14 protein-coding genes and 1 pseudogene are annotated in these 16,277 nt (G+C 59.7%); 4 read left to right on the top strand and 11 right to left on the bottom strand.

Annotated features, from left to right (window positions below):
- Positions 1-99: 99 nt before the first annotated feature.
- The gene (locus MF410_RS09935) at positions 100-1,152 is read right to left on the bottom strand and encodes a type III polyketide synthase (RefSeq protein WP_097625203.1); all 1,053 of its coding nucleotides are present in this window, start codon (positions 1,150-1,152) and stop codon (positions 100-102) included.
- Positions 1,153-1,396: 244 nt separating this feature from the next.
- On the opposite strand from MF410_RS09935, the gene MF410_RS09930 reads away from it, so the two are divergent.
- The 3 genes from MF410_RS09930 (at position 1,397) to MF410_RS09920 (ending at position 3,281) form a co-directional block, all read left to right on the top strand.
- Positions 1,397-2,062: a CBS domain-containing protein gene (locus tag MF410_RS09930; RefSeq protein ID WP_183777772.1), complete on the top strand. Its 666-nt coding sequence runs from the start codon at positions 1,397-1,399 to the stop codon at positions 2,060-2,062.
- A gap of 39 nt (positions 2,063-2,101) precedes the next feature.
- Entirely contained in the window at positions 2,102-2,254 is a 153-nt protein-coding gene (locus tag MF410_RS09925; RefSeq protein ID WP_018073256.1) for a hypothetical protein, read from the top strand.
- 79 nt (positions 2,255-2,333) lie between these two features.
- Positions 2,334-3,281, top strand: coding sequence for an ABC transporter ATP-binding protein (locus tag MF410_RS09920; protein WP_239620356.1), 948 nt, complete (start codon positions 2,334-2,336; stop codon positions 3,279-3,281).
- 31 nt (positions 3,282-3,312) lie between these two features.
- Here MF410_RS09920 and MF410_RS09915 read toward each other — a convergent pair whose 3' ends face one another.
- The 3 genes from MF410_RS09915 to istA all read right to left on the bottom strand — a co-directional run bounded on the left by MF410_RS09915 (position 3,313) and on the right by istA (position 6,437).
- Entirely contained in the window at positions 3,313-4,038 is a 726-nt protein-coding gene (locus MF410_RS09915) for a cation transporting ATPase C-terminal domain-containing protein (RefSeq protein WP_239620353.1), read from the bottom strand.
- 70 nt (positions 4,039-4,108) lie between these two features.
- On the bottom strand, positions 4,109-4,921 hold the full coding sequence (gene istB / locus MF410_RS09910; RefSeq protein WP_239620351.1) for an IS21-like element helper ATPase IstB: 813 nt from the start codon (positions 4,919-4,921) through the stop codon (positions 4,109-4,111).
- Entirely contained in the window at positions 4,911-6,437 is a 1,527-nt protein-coding gene (istA, locus tag MF410_RS09905; protein ID WP_130713392.1) for an IS21 family transposase, read from the bottom strand. The genes istB and istA overlap by 11 nt, the downstream gene beginning before the upstream one ends.
- A 50-nt stretch (positions 6,438-6,487) precedes the next feature.
- Between istA and MF410_RS09900 the strand changes: the two genes are divergently transcribed.
- Positions 6,488-7,528: a HAMP domain-containing sensor histidine kinase gene (locus MF410_RS09900; protein ID WP_239620349.1), complete on the top strand. Its 1,041-nt coding sequence runs from the start codon at positions 6,488-6,490 to the stop codon at positions 7,526-7,528.
- A 196-nt stretch (positions 7,529-7,724) separates the two neighbouring features.
- On the opposite strand, the gene MF410_RS09895 is transcribed toward MF410_RS09900, so the two are convergent.
- The 7 genes and pseudogenes from MF410_RS09895 to MF410_RS09865 form a co-directional block, all read right to left on the bottom strand.
- The gene (locus tag MF410_RS09895) at positions 7,725-8,513 is read right to left on the bottom strand and encodes a hypothetical protein (protein ID WP_097625213.1); all 789 of its coding nucleotides are present in this window, start codon (positions 8,511-8,513) and stop codon (positions 7,725-7,727) included.
- A complete protein-coding gene (locus tag MF410_RS09890) occupies positions 8,510-9,961 on the bottom strand; it encodes an alpha/beta hydrolase (protein ID WP_239620347.1) in 1,452 nt (483 codons plus the stop codon). The genes MF410_RS09895 and MF410_RS09890 overlap by 4 nt, the downstream gene beginning before the upstream one ends.
- Before the next feature lie 76 nt (positions 9,962-10,037).
- The gene (locus tag MF410_RS09885) at positions 10,038-10,247 is read right to left on the bottom strand and encodes a hypothetical protein (protein ID WP_097625215.1); all 210 of its coding nucleotides are present in this window, start codon (positions 10,245-10,247) and stop codon (positions 10,038-10,040) included.
- A complete protein-coding gene (locus MF410_RS09880; RefSeq protein ID WP_097625216.1) occupies positions 10,244-11,053 on the bottom strand; it encodes a DUF2092 domain-containing protein in 810 nt (269 codons plus the stop codon). The genes MF410_RS09885 and MF410_RS09880 overlap by 4 nt, the downstream gene beginning before the upstream one ends.
- Before the next feature lie 159 nt (positions 11,054-11,212).
- A complete protein-coding gene (locus MF410_RS09875; RefSeq protein WP_097625217.1) occupies positions 11,213-13,051 on the bottom strand; it encodes an adenylate cyclase in 1,839 nt (612 codons plus the stop codon).
- A gap of 195 nt (positions 13,052-13,246) precedes the next feature.
- Positions 13,247-13,636, bottom strand: coding sequence for a hypothetical protein (locus tag MF410_RS09870; protein ID WP_097625218.1), 390 nt, complete (start codon positions 13,634-13,636; stop codon positions 13,247-13,249).
- An 86-nt stretch (positions 13,637-13,722) separates the two neighbouring features.
- Positions 13,723-16,148, bottom strand: a pseudogene (locus tag MF410_RS09865) (arylsulfatase).
- Positions 16,149-16,277: the final 129 nt, after the last annotated feature.

Raw genomic sequence — 16,277 nt, 5'->3', positions numbered from 1 at the left:
CATTGGGAACGACGCCCGGCCTCAACTTCATCTACGCCCATCTCAACCGCGTCACCACCCGCTCTAGCGTGACCGCGGCGAGAAGAATGATAGAGGGGATCATGCTGCAGCCCTCAACGAGAGGCAGCTAAGCGTGAAGCCCGGTCCCATCGCCGTCAGGACGGTTCTCCTGGGTAGTCCGTGCGCAAGAAGCTTCTCGAGTACGAACAGCGCGGTTGGCGACGACATGTTCCCATAATCCGAGAGAACCTCACGTTCCTTGTCGAGGGTTCCCTGGCTCAGTTTGAGTGCCGCTTCCAAGGCGGTGATGACCTTGGATCCGCCGGGGTGGCACGCAAACCGGTCAACGTCGTCAGGAGTGAGATCTGATCGGGCGAGTATGGATGTTACGCCCTTCAGCACGTGAGTTTCGGCGAACGGCGGTATCGCACGGTCGAAGATCACGCCCAGACCTTCCGGATCGACGCTCCACCCCATGATGTCCAGCGTGTCGGGCCACGTATGCTGGCCTGCAAATTCGATCTCGGCCAGACCGGCCTCGCTGGCACGGACTACGCAGGCGGCGGCCCCGTCGCCGAAGAGGGCGGTCGCCACGATGTTCGCCTTCGTAAGCTTGTCCATGCGAAATGCCAATGTGCAGGTCTCGACCGCGACCACCAGCACGACCGAGCCTGGCCGGGATGCCGCCAGCCGTGACGCGATTGAAAGTCCGGAGACTCCGCCGGCACAGCCGAGGCCGAACACGGGCACCCGTTCGACGTCGTCCCGGAAACCCAGCTTTCTGCTTACCCTCGCTTCCAGACTGGGTGTCGCAATACCAGTCGAGGAGACCGTTACGATCGTGTCGACGTCGCCTGCTGTAAGGCCCGCCGACGCCAGAGCTTTGCTGGCGGCGGACATGAACATCGCACACGCGCCCTCGATATGAGCAAGGTTCCGTTCGGGCCATCCCGACGTCTCGAGATACCAATCGATCGGCCGGACGCCATAGCGGCGTTGAATCCCCGAGGTTTCGAACACCCTTGCCAGCTTTTCGAAATCGTCAAATCGTGATGAGAACGCGGTGTGCGACGCTCGCGCCGCGTCACGCTGCTCGATGACATGTGGCGGAACTGCGGTACCGACGGATACCAGCTTGACGGAATGCTGCATAAGACTCCTTGCGACGGCGCGGAAAGACTTTGGTGTGCCGCGCGAGGACGAGAACGAACCATAACGTCTTGATCCTGCAAAAGGTTGCAATGCCGGCGAGCCTGATGCCGCACTTCGTCGGAAGGCTCCGGAGACGACGATGCGCGAAGACGGCCTCCCGCGGCTTCGTGTCAGGCTTGATCCACGTCAATGCGCTCAACGCGTGTTGGCTCCGTAATTGTTTGATCAACAAGGAGACAGTGCGATGCTTGCTAGAGACATCATGACGACCCCCGTGACGACGCTCGACGAGGGACACAACATCAAGGAAGCCGTCGAGATCGTCAACGCCAGCAAGATCGGCGCGGTGCCCGTCGTCGATGGCGAAGGGCGGCTCACGGGCATCGTCACCGAGGGAGACCTGCTGCGCCGGGTGGCGTCGTCTTGGGCGAGACGGGCGGTACCGCATACGCGCGACCGCGAAGATGCACTGGCGGACTATGTGAAGGCCCGAAGCTGGCGCGTCAAGGACGTGATGTCGACGCCTGTCATCAGCGCCGCTCCGACCGCCACCGCGAGCCAGCTCGCCGAACTCCTGCAGGCCCACGACATCAAACACCTGCCCGTCGTCGAGAACGGCAGGCTCGCCGGAATGATCAGCCGTCGCGACTTGATGCGAGCGCTTCTCGATGTTCCACGGCAGTGCACCGCTTCCGGCGACGAGGCCCTCGGGATCGCGGTTCGTAGCCGCCTGAACGCCGAGCTTGAAATAACGCCCCCCATGGTCGCTGCGACCGTCTCCAACGGGGTGGTCACCCTGAAGGGAGAGGTCGAGACGGAGCTGGAACGCTCAGCGGCCAGGGTGGCGGCGGAAAGCGTCCGCGGCGTCGGCGGCGTGGTGAACAAGATCACCCTGGCTTCCGCATGGTGAGCCACCTCGAACGATGAAATCGTGCCTGGAGTTTCCGTCATGTTTGTCAGGGTCATCGCAGACGCCGTCATGTCGAGGCTTCTCCTCGTCATCCTGATCCTCATGGTCGGGACGGTCGTGGGCGTCCTGCTGGTGAAACCATCCGACGACTCTCGAAGCGGGCGCGTCGAGCGCTCTCTTTCTGACCCGTGAGTGCGCAATGAACATTTGGCGCTCCAGGACTGAATTGCTTGGCCGCTTCTCGCAAAGGACCGGAAGTGCGACGGATTCGATGCCCTCCGACCTGTTCGGTTTCATCTGGTTGATGGGAAGGCGTCATCAGGCGTTGATCGCCGGGTTGTCCCTGGTTCTGTTTGCTATCGGCGCGGCGCCTCTCGAACTCCAGCGTCGGATCGTCAACGAGGCGACCCAGCGAGCTTCGTACGGGTCGCTTCTCTTTCTCGTTTCGCTCTATCTCGCGGTGGCAGTGGTGGAGGGCGCCATTAAATTCACCCTCAATCTCTACAGAAGCTGGGTGGGCGAGAGGGGCACGCTCTGGCTGCGGGCGCGTGTTCTGCATCAGGCCGAGACGCCGCCATCAGAATCCATGCTCGAGGGCGTCGAACTGTCGATTGTTCTTGCGGAAGCCGAGCCGGTCGGCGGTTTCGTTGGAACCAGCATCTCCGAGCCGCTGCTGCAGGTCGGCATCCTTGTCACCGTCTGCAGCTACCTGATCTATCTCCAGCCGCTGATGATGCTGGCCGTCGCAGCGACCTTTGCCCCGCAGATTGCCTTCGTCCCAATGATGCAGGCCGCGATCAACCGCCGGGTCGAGGCGAAGGTCGCCATCATGCGCGACGTCAGCGAAGGCATGGTGCATGCGATCGAAGGTGGCCAGGGAGAGGATCCTCAAACTTCGCGCATCGGAGCGATCTTCTCCGCCAACATGGGGATCTGCCGATACAAGTACGCCATGAACTTTCTCATGAATCTCATGGCGCAATTGGGCTACGTTGGCATTTTCGTCCTGGGGGGATACTACGTTGTCACCGGCAAGACCGAGATAGGGACCGTGGTCGCATTTGTCTCGGGACTGGCGAAGATCGTCGACCCTTGGGGGGCTATCGTGGACTGGTATCGTGACCTCAGGGTAACCCAGGTGAAGTACCGACTAATCAGGGACGCCGCGAAGTTCGATGGCGGTGGCAACCACGAAATACGAAATATAAGTGCATTTTGAGATTCCGCGCTCCCGCGCTGAGCGACCACGCCTATTTTGAATGGCGCCTTGTTCGAGTGCGAGGCCGACGGCGCGACGCTCGAGGCTGTGAATGGTCCTGCGTTGACAGCGTCGTAAAGTAGAAGATCTTCACGGTCTCGAGAGCTGATACGTAGAACAAGGTGATACCCAAAAGCACTGCGAGAATTTCGAGGGGGATCGGAACGAACCCGAAAAGCCCGCCGATCGGGGTGTAGGGGATGGTCACTCCCGCGGAACCGACGGCAATCGCCGTGCCGAATAGCAGCGGACTGGGTCGGCTCCTCCAGATCGGACCAGGCGTTCTGATGACGAGCATAGTCGCCAACTGCGTCATTAGCGATTCCACGAACCACGCGGACCGGAACTCGTCCTGTCCGGCGGAAAACACTCCCAGGAGCACGACGAACGTCGCCAGATCGAAGAGAGAACTTAGCGGCCCGAACCAGAGCATGAACCTCTTGATGCGTGAGATGTCCCAACGCTGCGGACGCCGAAGGTCTGCCGAATCGACCTTGTCCGTGGCGATGGCCATCGCCGGCAGGTCCGACAGCAGATTGTTTAGCAGTATCTGCTTGGCAAGGAGCGGCAGGAACGGCAACACGAGCGACGCCGCTGCCATGCTGATCATGTTGCCGAAGTTAGCGCTCGTCGCAATCGATATGTACTTCATCGTATTGGTGAAGGTCCTACGCCCGTCGTCCACCCCTTTGGAAAGGACCGCGAGATCCTGCCGCATCAGGACGACGTCGGCGTGTTGATTTCCACTGAGAGCTGACCCGGCGTTTCCACCGAGAAGTGACCCGCCTTTAGGTATCGTTTGTGTTGGTCGTGGTGGTCAAGTTCCTTCGTTTCTCCTTCGTTGTTTTGGGCTCATGCGCCGAGCTGTTCTTGAAGCGGAAGCTGTCGTTTCCGGTTTCCAGGATGTGGCAGTGGTGGGTAAGCCGGTCGAGCAGCGCGGTCGTCATCTTGGCGTCGCCGAACACGCTGGCCCATTCACTGAAGCTCAGGTTGGTGGTGATGATGACGCTGGTGCGCTCGTAGAGTTTGCTCAGCAGATGGAAGAGCAATGCACCGCCTGAGGCGCTGAACGGCAGGTATCCCAGCTCGTCGAGAATGACGAGATCGGAATGGACGAGTTGATTAGCGATCTGCCCAGACCGACCCTGCGCCTTCTCTTGCTCGAGAGCGTTGACCAGTTCGACCGTTGAGAAGAACCGGACCCGTTTATGGTGATGTTCGATGGCCTGGACACCGATCGCGGTGGCAATGTGTGTCTTGCCCGTGCCGGGACCGCCGACCAGAACGATGTTGTTGGCGTCGTCGAGGAAGTCGCAGCGATGAAGCTGTTGCACGAGCGCCTCGTTGATCTCGCTGCTGGCGAAGTCGAAGCCGTTCAGATCACGGTAAGCCGGGAAGCGTGCGGTTTTGAGCTGATATGCGGTCGATCGGACCTCTCGTTCCGCAGTCTCCGCCTTGAGAAGCTGGGACAGGATCGGAATGGCAGCCTCAAACGCCGGCGATCCCTGCTCGGTCAGATCACCGACGGCGTGGGCCATGCCGTGCATCTTCAGTTGCCGTAGCATGATGACGATCGCGCCGCTTGCCGGATTATGACGCATGGCGAACCTCCGTCTTTCTCAAGGTATCGTATCGTTCGACATTGGCCTTGGGCTCATTGGTGAGCGTCAGTGCCTGAGGTGCGTCGAGGGTCGGCGGCGTGAAGGATTTGCCGTCGACCAGGCGATGCAGCAGGTTCAACACATGCGTCTTGGTCGGAACGCCGGACTTCAGCGCCATGTCGACGGCCGAGAGCACTGCCTGTTCGTCGTGCTGGAGAACAAGTGCCAGGATATCGACCATCTCGCGGTCGCCACCTGGCTTCTTGAGCAGATATTGTTGCAAGGTCCGGAATGCGTCTGGAAGCTCGGCGAACGGTGCGCCGTTGCGAAGAGCGCCGGGCTTTCGCTGCACCACCGCCAGATAATGCCGCCAGTCATAGATGGTCTGCCCCGGTCGATCATGGGAACGATCGATGACGCGACGGTGCTCGCAAACGATCTGACCTTCTGCCGCGACGACGACACGATCCGGGTAGACTCGAAGGCTCACCGGTCGATTGGCAAAGGATGCCGGAACGCTGTAGCGGTTGCGCTCCAGATGCACGAGGCAGGTTGGCGTGACCCGCTTCGTATATTCGACAAACCCGTCGAACGGCCTGGAAACGGGCATCAAAGCTGGTGTTTCCTCTGCCCATATGTCGGCGATGGTGCCACGCATCTGACCATGCGGGGTCTGTGCCCAGAACTCCTTGCAACGCTGCTCAAGCCAGTCATTCAGGGCTTCCAGTGATGGAAAGCGCGGGACCGGTTGGAAGAAGCGATGACGCGCATCCTGAACGTTCTTCTCGACCTGTCCTTTCTCCCAGCCGGAGGCCGGATTGCAGAACTCGGGCTCGAACACGTAGTGGCTGGCCATTGCCATGAAGCGGACGTTGACGTCGCGCTCCTTGCCACGGCCGACCTTGTCGATTGCAGTCTTCATATTGTCGTAGATGCCGCGGCCAGGAATGCCGCCGAAGACGCGGAACGCGTGATTATGGGCATCGAACAGCATCTCATGCGTCTGCAGGAGATAGGCTCGGACGATGAAAGCCCTGGAGTAGCTCAGCTTCGTATGCGCCACCTGCAGCTTGGTGCGCTCATTGCCGATGATCGCCCAGTCTTCCGACCAGTCGAACTGGAAGGCTTCACCAGGCTCGAACGCCAAGGGCACAAACGTGCCGCGGCCTGTCGTCTGCAATTCCCTCTGCCGATCATCACGCCATTCCCGAGCAAATGCCGCCACGCGATTGTAGGAGCCCTCGTAGCCGAGGCTGACCAGGTCAGCATGTAATTGTTTCATCGTCCGCTTCTGTTTGCGGCCCTTCTTGGATTCCGTCTTCAACCAAGCTGACAATCGATCCGCAAACTGGTCAAGCTTGCTCGGTCGCTCCGGAACGTTGAACTTCGGCTCCACGCCGCCGGCACGCAGGTATTTGCGGATGGTATTCCGGGACAGGCCGGTCCTGCGGCAAATCTCCCGGATCGATAGATGCTCTCGAAAATGCCAGCGTCGGATTACGCTCAGTAATGCCATGTCGATCACTCCAGAGCCCCCGCTGAAAGCATGCGAGGGACGGTTGAAACATGGGTCAATTCTCAATGGAAATATCTGGCTGCGCCGGGTCAGCTCTCAGTGGAAATCAACAGCCTGAGGGCAGGAGGCCCATTCGCATCGCGGTGGCGGTGAATGCCGACGAGGTCGACAGCGCTCGCCTTGGATTTGCTCTCGACATTCTGCCCTATGTCGCCGTTCTTGCTGCGCTACTCGTGTTGATGTCGATCGGTCAGCTTTGGATCGGATTGAGACCTCTCGACCGCATCGGTCGTGATCTTGAAGCCGTCCGCGACCGGAGGGCCAGCCGACTGGCGGGGGCCTATCCGCGCGAGGTCCAACCGCTCGTCAACCAACTGAACAAGCTGCTGCAAAGCCAGGCCGCCGCGATGGAGAAGGCCAGGAGTAGGGCCAGTGATCTCGCCCACGGACTGAAGACGCCTTTGACCGTTCTCACAAACAACGCGTACTCACTCAGGGAGAAGGGCGAGGCCGAGATCGCCGATGAACTCGACCATCTTGCCGAGACTATGCTTTCGCACGTCGAGCACGAGCTCGCCCGAGCCCGTATCACCCCGAGCCCTGATCAGCGAAGTGGCGATGCCGACGTCGAGAAGATCATCAGCGAGACCGTTCGAATGCTCCGACACACTGAGGCAGGTGAACGCCTCGCATGGGAAATAGACGTGGCCGAGGACTTCAGCGTTCCCGTCGATCCGTACGACTTCCGCGAACTTGCGGGCAACTTGCTTGAGAACGCCTGCAAGTGGGCCAGGAGCAGGATCCATGTCACCGCGATTCGACAAAATGGGCAGAGCCGTCTCACGATCGAGGACGACGGCCCAGGCGTCTTGCCAGAGAGATTGCCCGATCTTCCACGCCGGGGTGTCCGTCTCGACCGTCTCAAACCCGGCTCTGGTCTAGGTCTTGCCATAGTGTCGGAGATTGCAGCGGTGTACGATCTGACGCTCACGTTGGAAAACCGTGTTGAAGGTGGCTTTCGTGCGGAAGTCGTCTTCCCTGACGTCATCGCCTCCCGAGCGCTCCATCCCAGAGTAGCGACGACGACATAACATCTTCGACGCGCGGCTATCCTTCATTAAACTGCGCCCGCAACTGTGGCGGCGTGCCGGACGCCTGCGTCGATACGGTCACGGTTGGTGTCTTGCTCCGGGGGAGGCCGGAACGAGCAGAGCCGAGGGGAAGCATTGAGTACCTCGGTTGACATCGATCACGGTGCGCTTCGATCTGCTGTTCCAGACGTCGTTCTTAGAAATGGATGACGACGCCGAGGATCGGCCCCTGCTGGACGACGTCGAAAACAAAGCCGTCGTTGTCGTAGTCGACGCCGAGTGCGCGGTATCCCGCAACAGCCGAGATCGTGTCGGTGAACTTGTAGCCGAGCGCGAGCGCCACATCCCAGTCAAGATCCGCGCCGCCGGCACCGACGAGACCCCATCCTGTGAGATAGATCTCCGGCGTGAAGAAGTAATTGCCCCGGACGCCCACCAGACCGTCGACCCAGGTCGCGCTGTCATCTTGCTCGACGCCACCGAGAATCCCGCCATTGAAGGAGATGTTGGTGTCGACCGACCACACCCGGACGCCGCCGACGACATCGAGGTGTCCCGACTGGTCTTCCAGCACCGAGTAGCCGACCCCGAGAAGTCCCGCGAAGGTCTTTGAAGTGACGTCGACGCTGTCGGCGAGAATGCCAAGCGGCGTATTCGCGTCTGCGCCAAGCTTGGTGTAGATGATGTCGCCGAAGATGCTGAACCGGTCGTACCGTGCCTCACCCGCAGCCATGAAGGCGAAATCGAGGTTCTCCAGGATGTCGCCGAAATCGGAGTCGATATGAACCTCCGGCAATCCGAACTGTGCAATGTCTCCGGAAATCCCTGCCATCCAGAAATACGGCGCGACGGTGAAGGTCCAACCGCTCGGGCTCTCGACTACTTTTGCATCGGGTGTTAGCGGCGTAAGATCGGCCGCCCAGCCGGGCGAGGTGGCCACGAGACCCGCGCAAAGGACCGCAGCGCGTAGAAGAAATGCCGTCATGTAAGTCCCCCTGCTTTGTCGGTCTTCATCGCTGTCGCCGACGAATCAATCATAATCATCGATCTCCACCCAAGTCTGGCGCAAGACCCGCCTGCCGATAAGTATGTTACGGTAGCATCTGTCCCTCTCGGCATTGCCTGCGCTTGTCCTGCCGATGTCGGAGCTAAGGTCTGCAGTCTCGGGGTTGGCCGTACCTCGTCGCAGTTTTTCAACGCTGCCGGCCGCGGTTTGGCGGTGCCCATCAGACCACTGACCTGGCCCGCATAGTTGTCCCGCGTGTTCTGATCGACCGCAGCGACGGGGGCGGCAAGGATCAGACCAGCAACGTTCCCGGCTGCCGCCGCCGTTCCGGTCGTCGCCACCAGAATCTGGTCGCCAAGTCCGACCCTGCTGTCGGTGAGCGTCTGACCCTCCGAGATGCGTGATCCGATGAGCTGAACGATCTGCGGCGATTCCGCGAATTTTCCGTGGTTCATTCGGTCGCCAGATTTGATCTTGGTGAGATCGATCACCACGATCTTGTTGGCCTCGAATTCCGCCTTGTAGGGCGCTTGCTCGGGATCGATGGCTCCTAGTCGGGACACGTCACCCCAGACCCGACGCGAGAAAGCCAGTGCACGGTCGTCACGGGATACGAACAAGGTGAATTGCGGATGCTGTTTGCCCATGTCGCCGATCTGCTGGCGGAACACGTCGACATCGACGTCGGGAGCCGCGAGCATGACATTCTTGAACTTCACCGGAAGTCGGCCGTTACGAATGGCCATCTGGCGCAACGATTCCAACGCCAGCCAGTTCCCCATGGAATGAGCGAGGATGGACACCTCCTTCACCTGCGGATCCTTCGCGAGATACTGGAAGAGCGTCTCCAGAGCATTTCTTGTATAGTTCGTGCTCTCCCGATCATAGCCGTAGGCGAGAAGGCTGCCACGCGACGGCCAGGTCACCAGCACGGGAGCGCTGTGCACACCCGAGTCCTGGACGATCTGGGCGAAGCGGTAGACGGAGTCTTCGAACCGGTTGTTGAAACCATGGATGAACACCAGGACACTGTGGTCGGGGCTCTTGCGGACGCTCGCGCTCAGCCAGCGCTTGGCCTCATCGACATTGAGATCGTCGGCCTTCAAGGTCGCGAAATCAGTCGCCGGATTGGAGGGAAGCCTCTTTGGCCAGGCGACCTCTCCCTCCTTGCGGACCGTGTTCGGCGGGATCGACACGGTGATATCGGCGAAAGCCGGGGCCAGCGCCCGTTCTCCGTTGAACATCTCTCCTGGCACCGCGGACCTGCTGCGTGTCGTCGCGATCAGCAAGTTGACCTTGGTCGACTTCGGAGACGTGTCTGCAACGGGCGTCATGACGTCCTTCGGATGCCCGCCGCACCCAGACAGAGCGACGATCAATGCACACAGCAGAAGCCATTGAACATAGCCGGCAACGATCGATCCCATTCCCGCGTCGTTTTTGCTCCCCACTGATTTCCCTCATGCTGGCGCTTGTCGAATGCGCGTTCGTCGGGCCTGTTTTTTAGCAATTATAGACGCCGACGGCGCAGCGCCGGACCGAGCGGCGCGCAACTCCAGCGACACTCACAGGCGTCATCGGCCGGCCGACCCTGGCCTCTGCCGGCGTGAAGACGCCCAGTCCCGGAATCGCAAACCCGTTTCCGATTTCCAGGCCGGACATGCCGATCGCCGCAGCGAGCAGCAGGAGTTTGAGTTTTCTTGCGACGGTCATTTGGTGCCTCCCATGGCAAAGTGATCAGGAAGCTCATCAATATCGGCAAGCTTCGTCAGGTCGACTTTCTTTGCGTTCGTGATGTTCTTGAACCCGAAGTCGTCGGCAACGACATCGATGCCTGTCTTCCAGTCACTGATTTGGATGCTGTATTGCGGGCCCTGATCCACCTGGCTTGCGGTAATGACATATCGACACGGATAGGGATGCTCGCCCTGAGCGATCCATATCTGCCAGTCGACTTCCTTGGTACGGAATGCAAGGTGGTCGCATTCGACGCCGCCAATCACACCGCTGCCGAGGTCCTTGACATCGACCACGTCGCGCATCAGTTCGTCATAGGCATCCGGGAGCAGAAGATCGGCACCCGGAACGGGTCTATGCAGCTTGTCCCGCAATTCATCGATTAGGTGATCGATGGTGCCTGGAACTTCTGCCTGGGCATAGAGGTTGGCGTCCTTGCCAAGCAGCGAAAGCGTCTTGCCGTCGAATGTGACTTCAACGTTGGCGAACCCACCAAACCGGGTAACCCGGAGTTTATCCGGCCGGCCCATTTCGATCTTGCCGGAACTTGCCAGCAGAATCTTCTGATGGTCGCCGGTGACGACCTCCAGGTTGGTGTCATACGAAAATGAGATCGCCTTTTCTGCGGCCATGTAGTCGGACATTGTTTTCACGAGCTTCTTGGCGTCTGCGTCTGCAGCGCTTGCAGCCGATCCAGATCCCACGATGATCATCAAGCCGAGTGCCGCGGAAGACACCGCCGCCACGGCAGGGTGCAAGGTTCGCTGGAGTGCTTTGGTCATCGACGAATCCCTTCTAAATGGTTTGTCGGACGACTGAGGTCGCTAGCTGGCTCTCGAGTATCAAAAGAAACGATTATCAGCGACCACAACCTACATGGTGACGACAGCGCGCGCGTGTAACATCGGGTATGTTCTGTGCCAGTTGTCCTGACCGTGGCGTTATCGTGGCTGAAGGACATTGGAACCGTCGATCGGCAGCGACATGGTCGCCTGCACCTCGTCCATCGCAGGAAGTCCGGCCGTTCGCAGATCGGCAATCATCCGCGCCCTGTCCTGTGGTTGGAAATTCCGCATCTTGAGTTCGGCCACGATGTTCGCAATGAAGTCGGGTCTCATTTCGTTGAACTGCGAAGCCTCGCTGCGGGCGTCCTCGACCATTCCTGCGTCGACATAGATGACGGCAGCCACCGCATGGAACAGCGGGAACTTCTGCAGGTCAGCCTGCCTGATCTCGATGACAGCGGTCTTGTCGTCGTGCAACATGTAGGCTGCGAGTGCGCGCGTTCCGCGATAGTAGCCGCCGCCGGCAGGGTTGAGAGCAATGGCGCGATCCAACAGTGCTGCCCCCCGCTGCCACTCCCCGCTCATCGCCAGCCGGGTACCAAACTCTCCTAGCAATTCGGTGTCGTTCGGATTGGTCGCCAGTGCCCGTTCGCCTATCTGAAGTGCCTCCGGAACCCGCTGGCTGAAAAACAACGTCGTCATCAGCGCCTGAAGGGCGCGGGTGTTAGCGGGATCCAGTTGAACGGCGCGGCGGGCGGCCTGAAAGCTGCGATCTATCGGCGCGGATGAAATGGGCTTCCGGTTGAACCTGAAGCGATCCTCATCGAGATAGACGATGGACAACATCGCCCAGGCCGTCGCAAAGGATGGATAGCGGGCGACCGCACTTTCGAGGCAGTTACGAACCTCTCCGTGCCGCTCGATGCTCAACTCGGCACGGTAAGCATAAAAGCTCAGCGTACAGCCGTAGATGCCAAGATCATCAGGCGGCGGTTTGGAGACATCGGCCTGCGCCATGATGCCATAGGGCTGCGCCACGGCGCTCGCAACCTTGTTGGCGACGTCGGACTGAATGGTGAACAGGTCGCGGACGCCGATGTCGTCGTCGTAGGTCTGCGACCAGAGGATCGCATCGGTCTGCGTGTCGAGCAGACGTGCCGTCACACGCACTCGGCTTCCGGAGACGCGGACACCGCCTGCCAGCAGGAAGCGCGCACCAAGTTCCCCGCGAATCTGCGATGTCCCCACCTCTGGAGGCAAGGATCTGGACGTCTCGCGACCGAAAACCTTGATCTCCTTGAAGCGGGGAAGGGCAGCGAGAAGCTCCTCAGTCAGGCCCTTCGCGTAGAGTTGCGCCTGAGGACCGTCACCCAGATTAGCAAATGGAGCGATCACCAATGTCGGTCCATCGGTTCCGGTTATGTCGGCAGTCGCGAAGGGCCAGATGGAGCCAAATCGAATGGAGGTCAATCCAGCCAGGGCTACAGCGCCGCCCACGATCACGATCAATCCAAGGGCCACTGCCCACATATGCCGTCTTAAGCTGGTAAAAGGGTACTCGGCGCGCTCCAACGGCAAACTTTGGTCTTCAGCATCAGAATTGTCAGCACTCGAACAAGTCCAGGCAAAGGTCGGCACGTAACCGCCTTTCGGAATGTCTATTCGGATCGGATCGTGTCGACCTGCCGTAAGATAGTAGCGCTCAAGCACCTGCCTCAGCCTTCCGGCCTCGATCCGCACCACCGGATCATCCTGCGTGAAATCGTTGGGGCGCTTGAAGACTTCGACGGCGACAGAATACCCCTTGATCCGGGCTGCGCGGCCTGCAAGCGTCTCCTCCACGGCATAGGTAAGAAATGCGGCACTCCGACCGATATGCGGAAATTGCGGGCTGGTAACGATTTGATTAAGCTGAGCCCGAACATCATCGTGGGTCGGAGGTGGCCGCGTCGAATCCGGCGCGATATCGCGCCTTGATGGCAATGTATCCTGCACGACTTGCTCCTCACCCGCTCTTGAGGGACGTGACTACCGGAGATTTTATTAACTATCTCTTTTGTAACCTACCGCAGAAACTGATCCTCGTCCAACCGGAGAAGCGGACATTGCGTCGTCGTCGCCTCGTAGCAGCCCGCGACCCGAGGCGGCCAAAGCCGTAAATGACCACCCAAGGAAGCACGATGACACGATCTACTGCGCCCGCCGAATAGCGAGCAAGCCCCATAGGGAAGTCGCCGCGTGATAGAGGATCGCCGGCCACAGCAGGATGCCGACCATCTGCAGAACGAGGGCGGAATAGGTCAAGACGGCCATGGTCAGGAAATTGTAGAGCGTCACTCCGACGAGGAGCCCCAGTCTGCCTTGCCTGTCTTCGGCGCCACCCGCACCCCAGCTTGCTGCGGCAAGAGCGAGCAGCGCCGCGCCGCAGATCCGCCCAACCAGTGGTGCCTCCGAAGCGACCTGCTTTGTCTCAAACAGCAGAACGAAGAGGATCGACGGCGCCACGACAAGCCCCAGTCCCGTCGCACCTTCGGCGATAGCGAACAGAGTCAGAAGCATGCGTCGGTGCGCTGTGTTCATGGCGCAGAATCCCCGTGCCCAGGTCAGCGTCCACTTTCGGCATGTGTCGCCTTGGCGACGGGGCGCTCTGCGCTGGACCTCCTGCCTCAAGGTTGCGGCTGAAGTTCTATCTTCAAGTTGTTCAGCTTTCCGTCGAAAGCGAACGGTGCCTGATAGTCGTTATCGTCGACACCGGTTCCCGTGTCGGAGCCGACATCAAAGGTTTCACTCGCTTCGAGAGCAAAGGGAATGGTATGAGGGAAGGTCCCGCTTGCCGCCTGGGCTCCGTCGATGGTGATTGTCCCCGTCCCACCTTTGCCGAGGCCCGGCCCGTCGGACTTGAAGGAGAACACGAGATTGTGCTTTCCAGGCGTCAATGCCATTGCACCCTCCACCCTTGGCCTGGCGAGGTCCAACAGGTCATAGACAAAGATTGGCTTCCCGTTGAGCAGGTAGAAGCCCCATCCCCGAAGCGCCCGCCCGCAGTCGCAAGCATGCCGTTGCCGCCGCCAGCGGGCACATCGATATCGGCCGTGATCGTGAAGGACTTGTTGAGGATGCTCGGTGCCGTCCCGAGGGGGACGCCGACGATCGGTTTCGTATAGATGAAGTCATTGCGTCCAGCGACGATGCTCGGTCGCGGGAGAATGAAGCGCGTCAAGGCCGAGGCATCCAACGGCAGGACCTGATACTTTGCGGCCTCGATCCAGAACAAATCCTGCAACTCCTTCAGCTTGCCGGGATTGGCGGCCGCCAGATCATTGTTTTGCGTCCAATCCTTGGACAGGTCGAACAACTCCCAGGTCACGCCGTTGACGATGTCTTTCGGGATCGGAGCCGTTCCGTTCCAAGGTTCCCGATAGGGCAATGTGGAGGCGATCCACCCATCGTGATAGATCGCGCGATTGCCGAACATCTCGAAATATTGGGTCGAATGTTTCGATGGCGCATCGGCGTTTGCCTTGTCGAAGGTGTCGGCCAGGCTCACGCCTTCGATCGGCGTCTGGGTGATACCATTGACCATCTCGGGCGCGCGGACGCCTGTCACTTCCAAGATCGTCGGGACGATGTCGATGACATGGTGGAACTGGTTGCGCACCCCACCCGGATCTTTGATGTGACCCGGCCATGCGATGGCCATGCCGTTGCGAATGCCGCCGAAATAGGAAGCGACCTGCTTGGTCCACTTGAAGGGCGTATCGAAAGCCCATGCCCAGCCGACTGAATAGTGCGGATAGGTCGCTGCCGACCCCCAGGCGTCGTAGAATTTGAGCTGGTCCTGGACGGGCACGTCGACGCCGTTGAAGAAAGTCATCTCGTTTGGCGTTCCAGCCGGGGAGCCTTCCGCGCTCGCGCCATTGTCGCCGCTGATAAAGATGATCAGCGTGTCATCGAGCTTGCCCATGTCCTCGACCGCTTTGACGACCCGGCCGATTTCGTTGTCGGTATAGGCGAGGTAGGCTCCGTAGACGTCGGCCTGGCGGATGAAAAGCTTCTTCTCATCAGCAGAAAGGCCGTCCCACGGCTTGATAAGCTTATCGGGCCAAGGCGTAAGTTGGGCATCCTGCGGAACAACGCCAAGTCTCTTCTGGTTGGCGAAGATTTGGTCGCGCAGCGCATTCCATCCCTTGTCGAAGAGATGCAAGTCGCTGATCTTTTTGATCCACTCGGGGGTCGGGTGATGAGGCGCATGCGTCCCGCCCGGTGCATAGTAGAGGAAGAATGGCTTCTTGGGATCGAGCTGGTTGAGTTGGTTGAGATAGTTGATGGCGTCGTCCGCCATATCAGTCGTCAGGTTGTAGGTTGGGTTATTCAGATAGGGATAGACACGCGTGGTATTGCGGTAGAGGTCCGGTTGCCACTGGTTGGTCTCGCCGCTGACAAAACCATAGAAATACTCAAATCCCATTCCGATGGGCCATTGATCGAAGGGACCCGCCTGACTGGTTTGGAAAGCTGGCGTGTTGTGGTTCTTGCCGAACCAAGATGTTGCATAACCATTCGCCTTGAGGATTGTGCCGATCGTGTCCTTGTCCGCGGTAATGACACTGTCGTAGCCCGGATAACCGGTCGACGCCTCGCTGATCACACCGAATCCCACTGAATGATGATTCCGGCCCGTGATCAGAGCGGCGCGTGTGGGGGAACACAGCGATGTCGTATGGAAGTTGGTGTAGCGCAGGCCTATGTTGGCAATCCGGTCGAGCGTTGGCGTCGGAATGACGCCACCGAAGGTGCTCGGGGCCGCAAATCCAACGTCATCGGTCAAGATCAGCAAGACGTTGGGCGCCCCCTTGGGCGGTACCACTTGCGGCTGCCAATATGGCGTCGACTGAAGCGCGTCGAGATTTGTCGTGCCGCCGAACTCGCCTGGTGGCGGCGGGATCTGTCGGCCGTCGATTGTGGTTGTCGCACTGGGCGCGCCGGCTGTTCCATTGATGACTTGCGCTGGCGCACTCGTCCCGCCGATGGAAAAAAGTGTAAGCGCCGTACCGCCTAAGAGGGCAGCCAAAGTCAGGATACTGCTTTTCATCTCGGTCCCCCGGCAATCGATCCCGCATGATGCTGACCGTTTTATTCGGGGAGGGTATGGCCAGTACCGCGCACGCGCCAGTAACATACAGTATGCACTGTCGATCCGCGTTCGCTCCTACAGTCACAT

It is taken from the genome of Rhizobium sp. C104 (genome assembly GCF_022354505.1).
GTDB lineage: Bacteria > Pseudomonadota > Alphaproteobacteria > Rhizobiales > Rhizobiaceae > Rhizobium > Rhizobium redzepovicii.
Note: the sequence above shows the minus strand (reverse complement) of the source record. Positions and strands in the feature narration are given on the sequence as shown.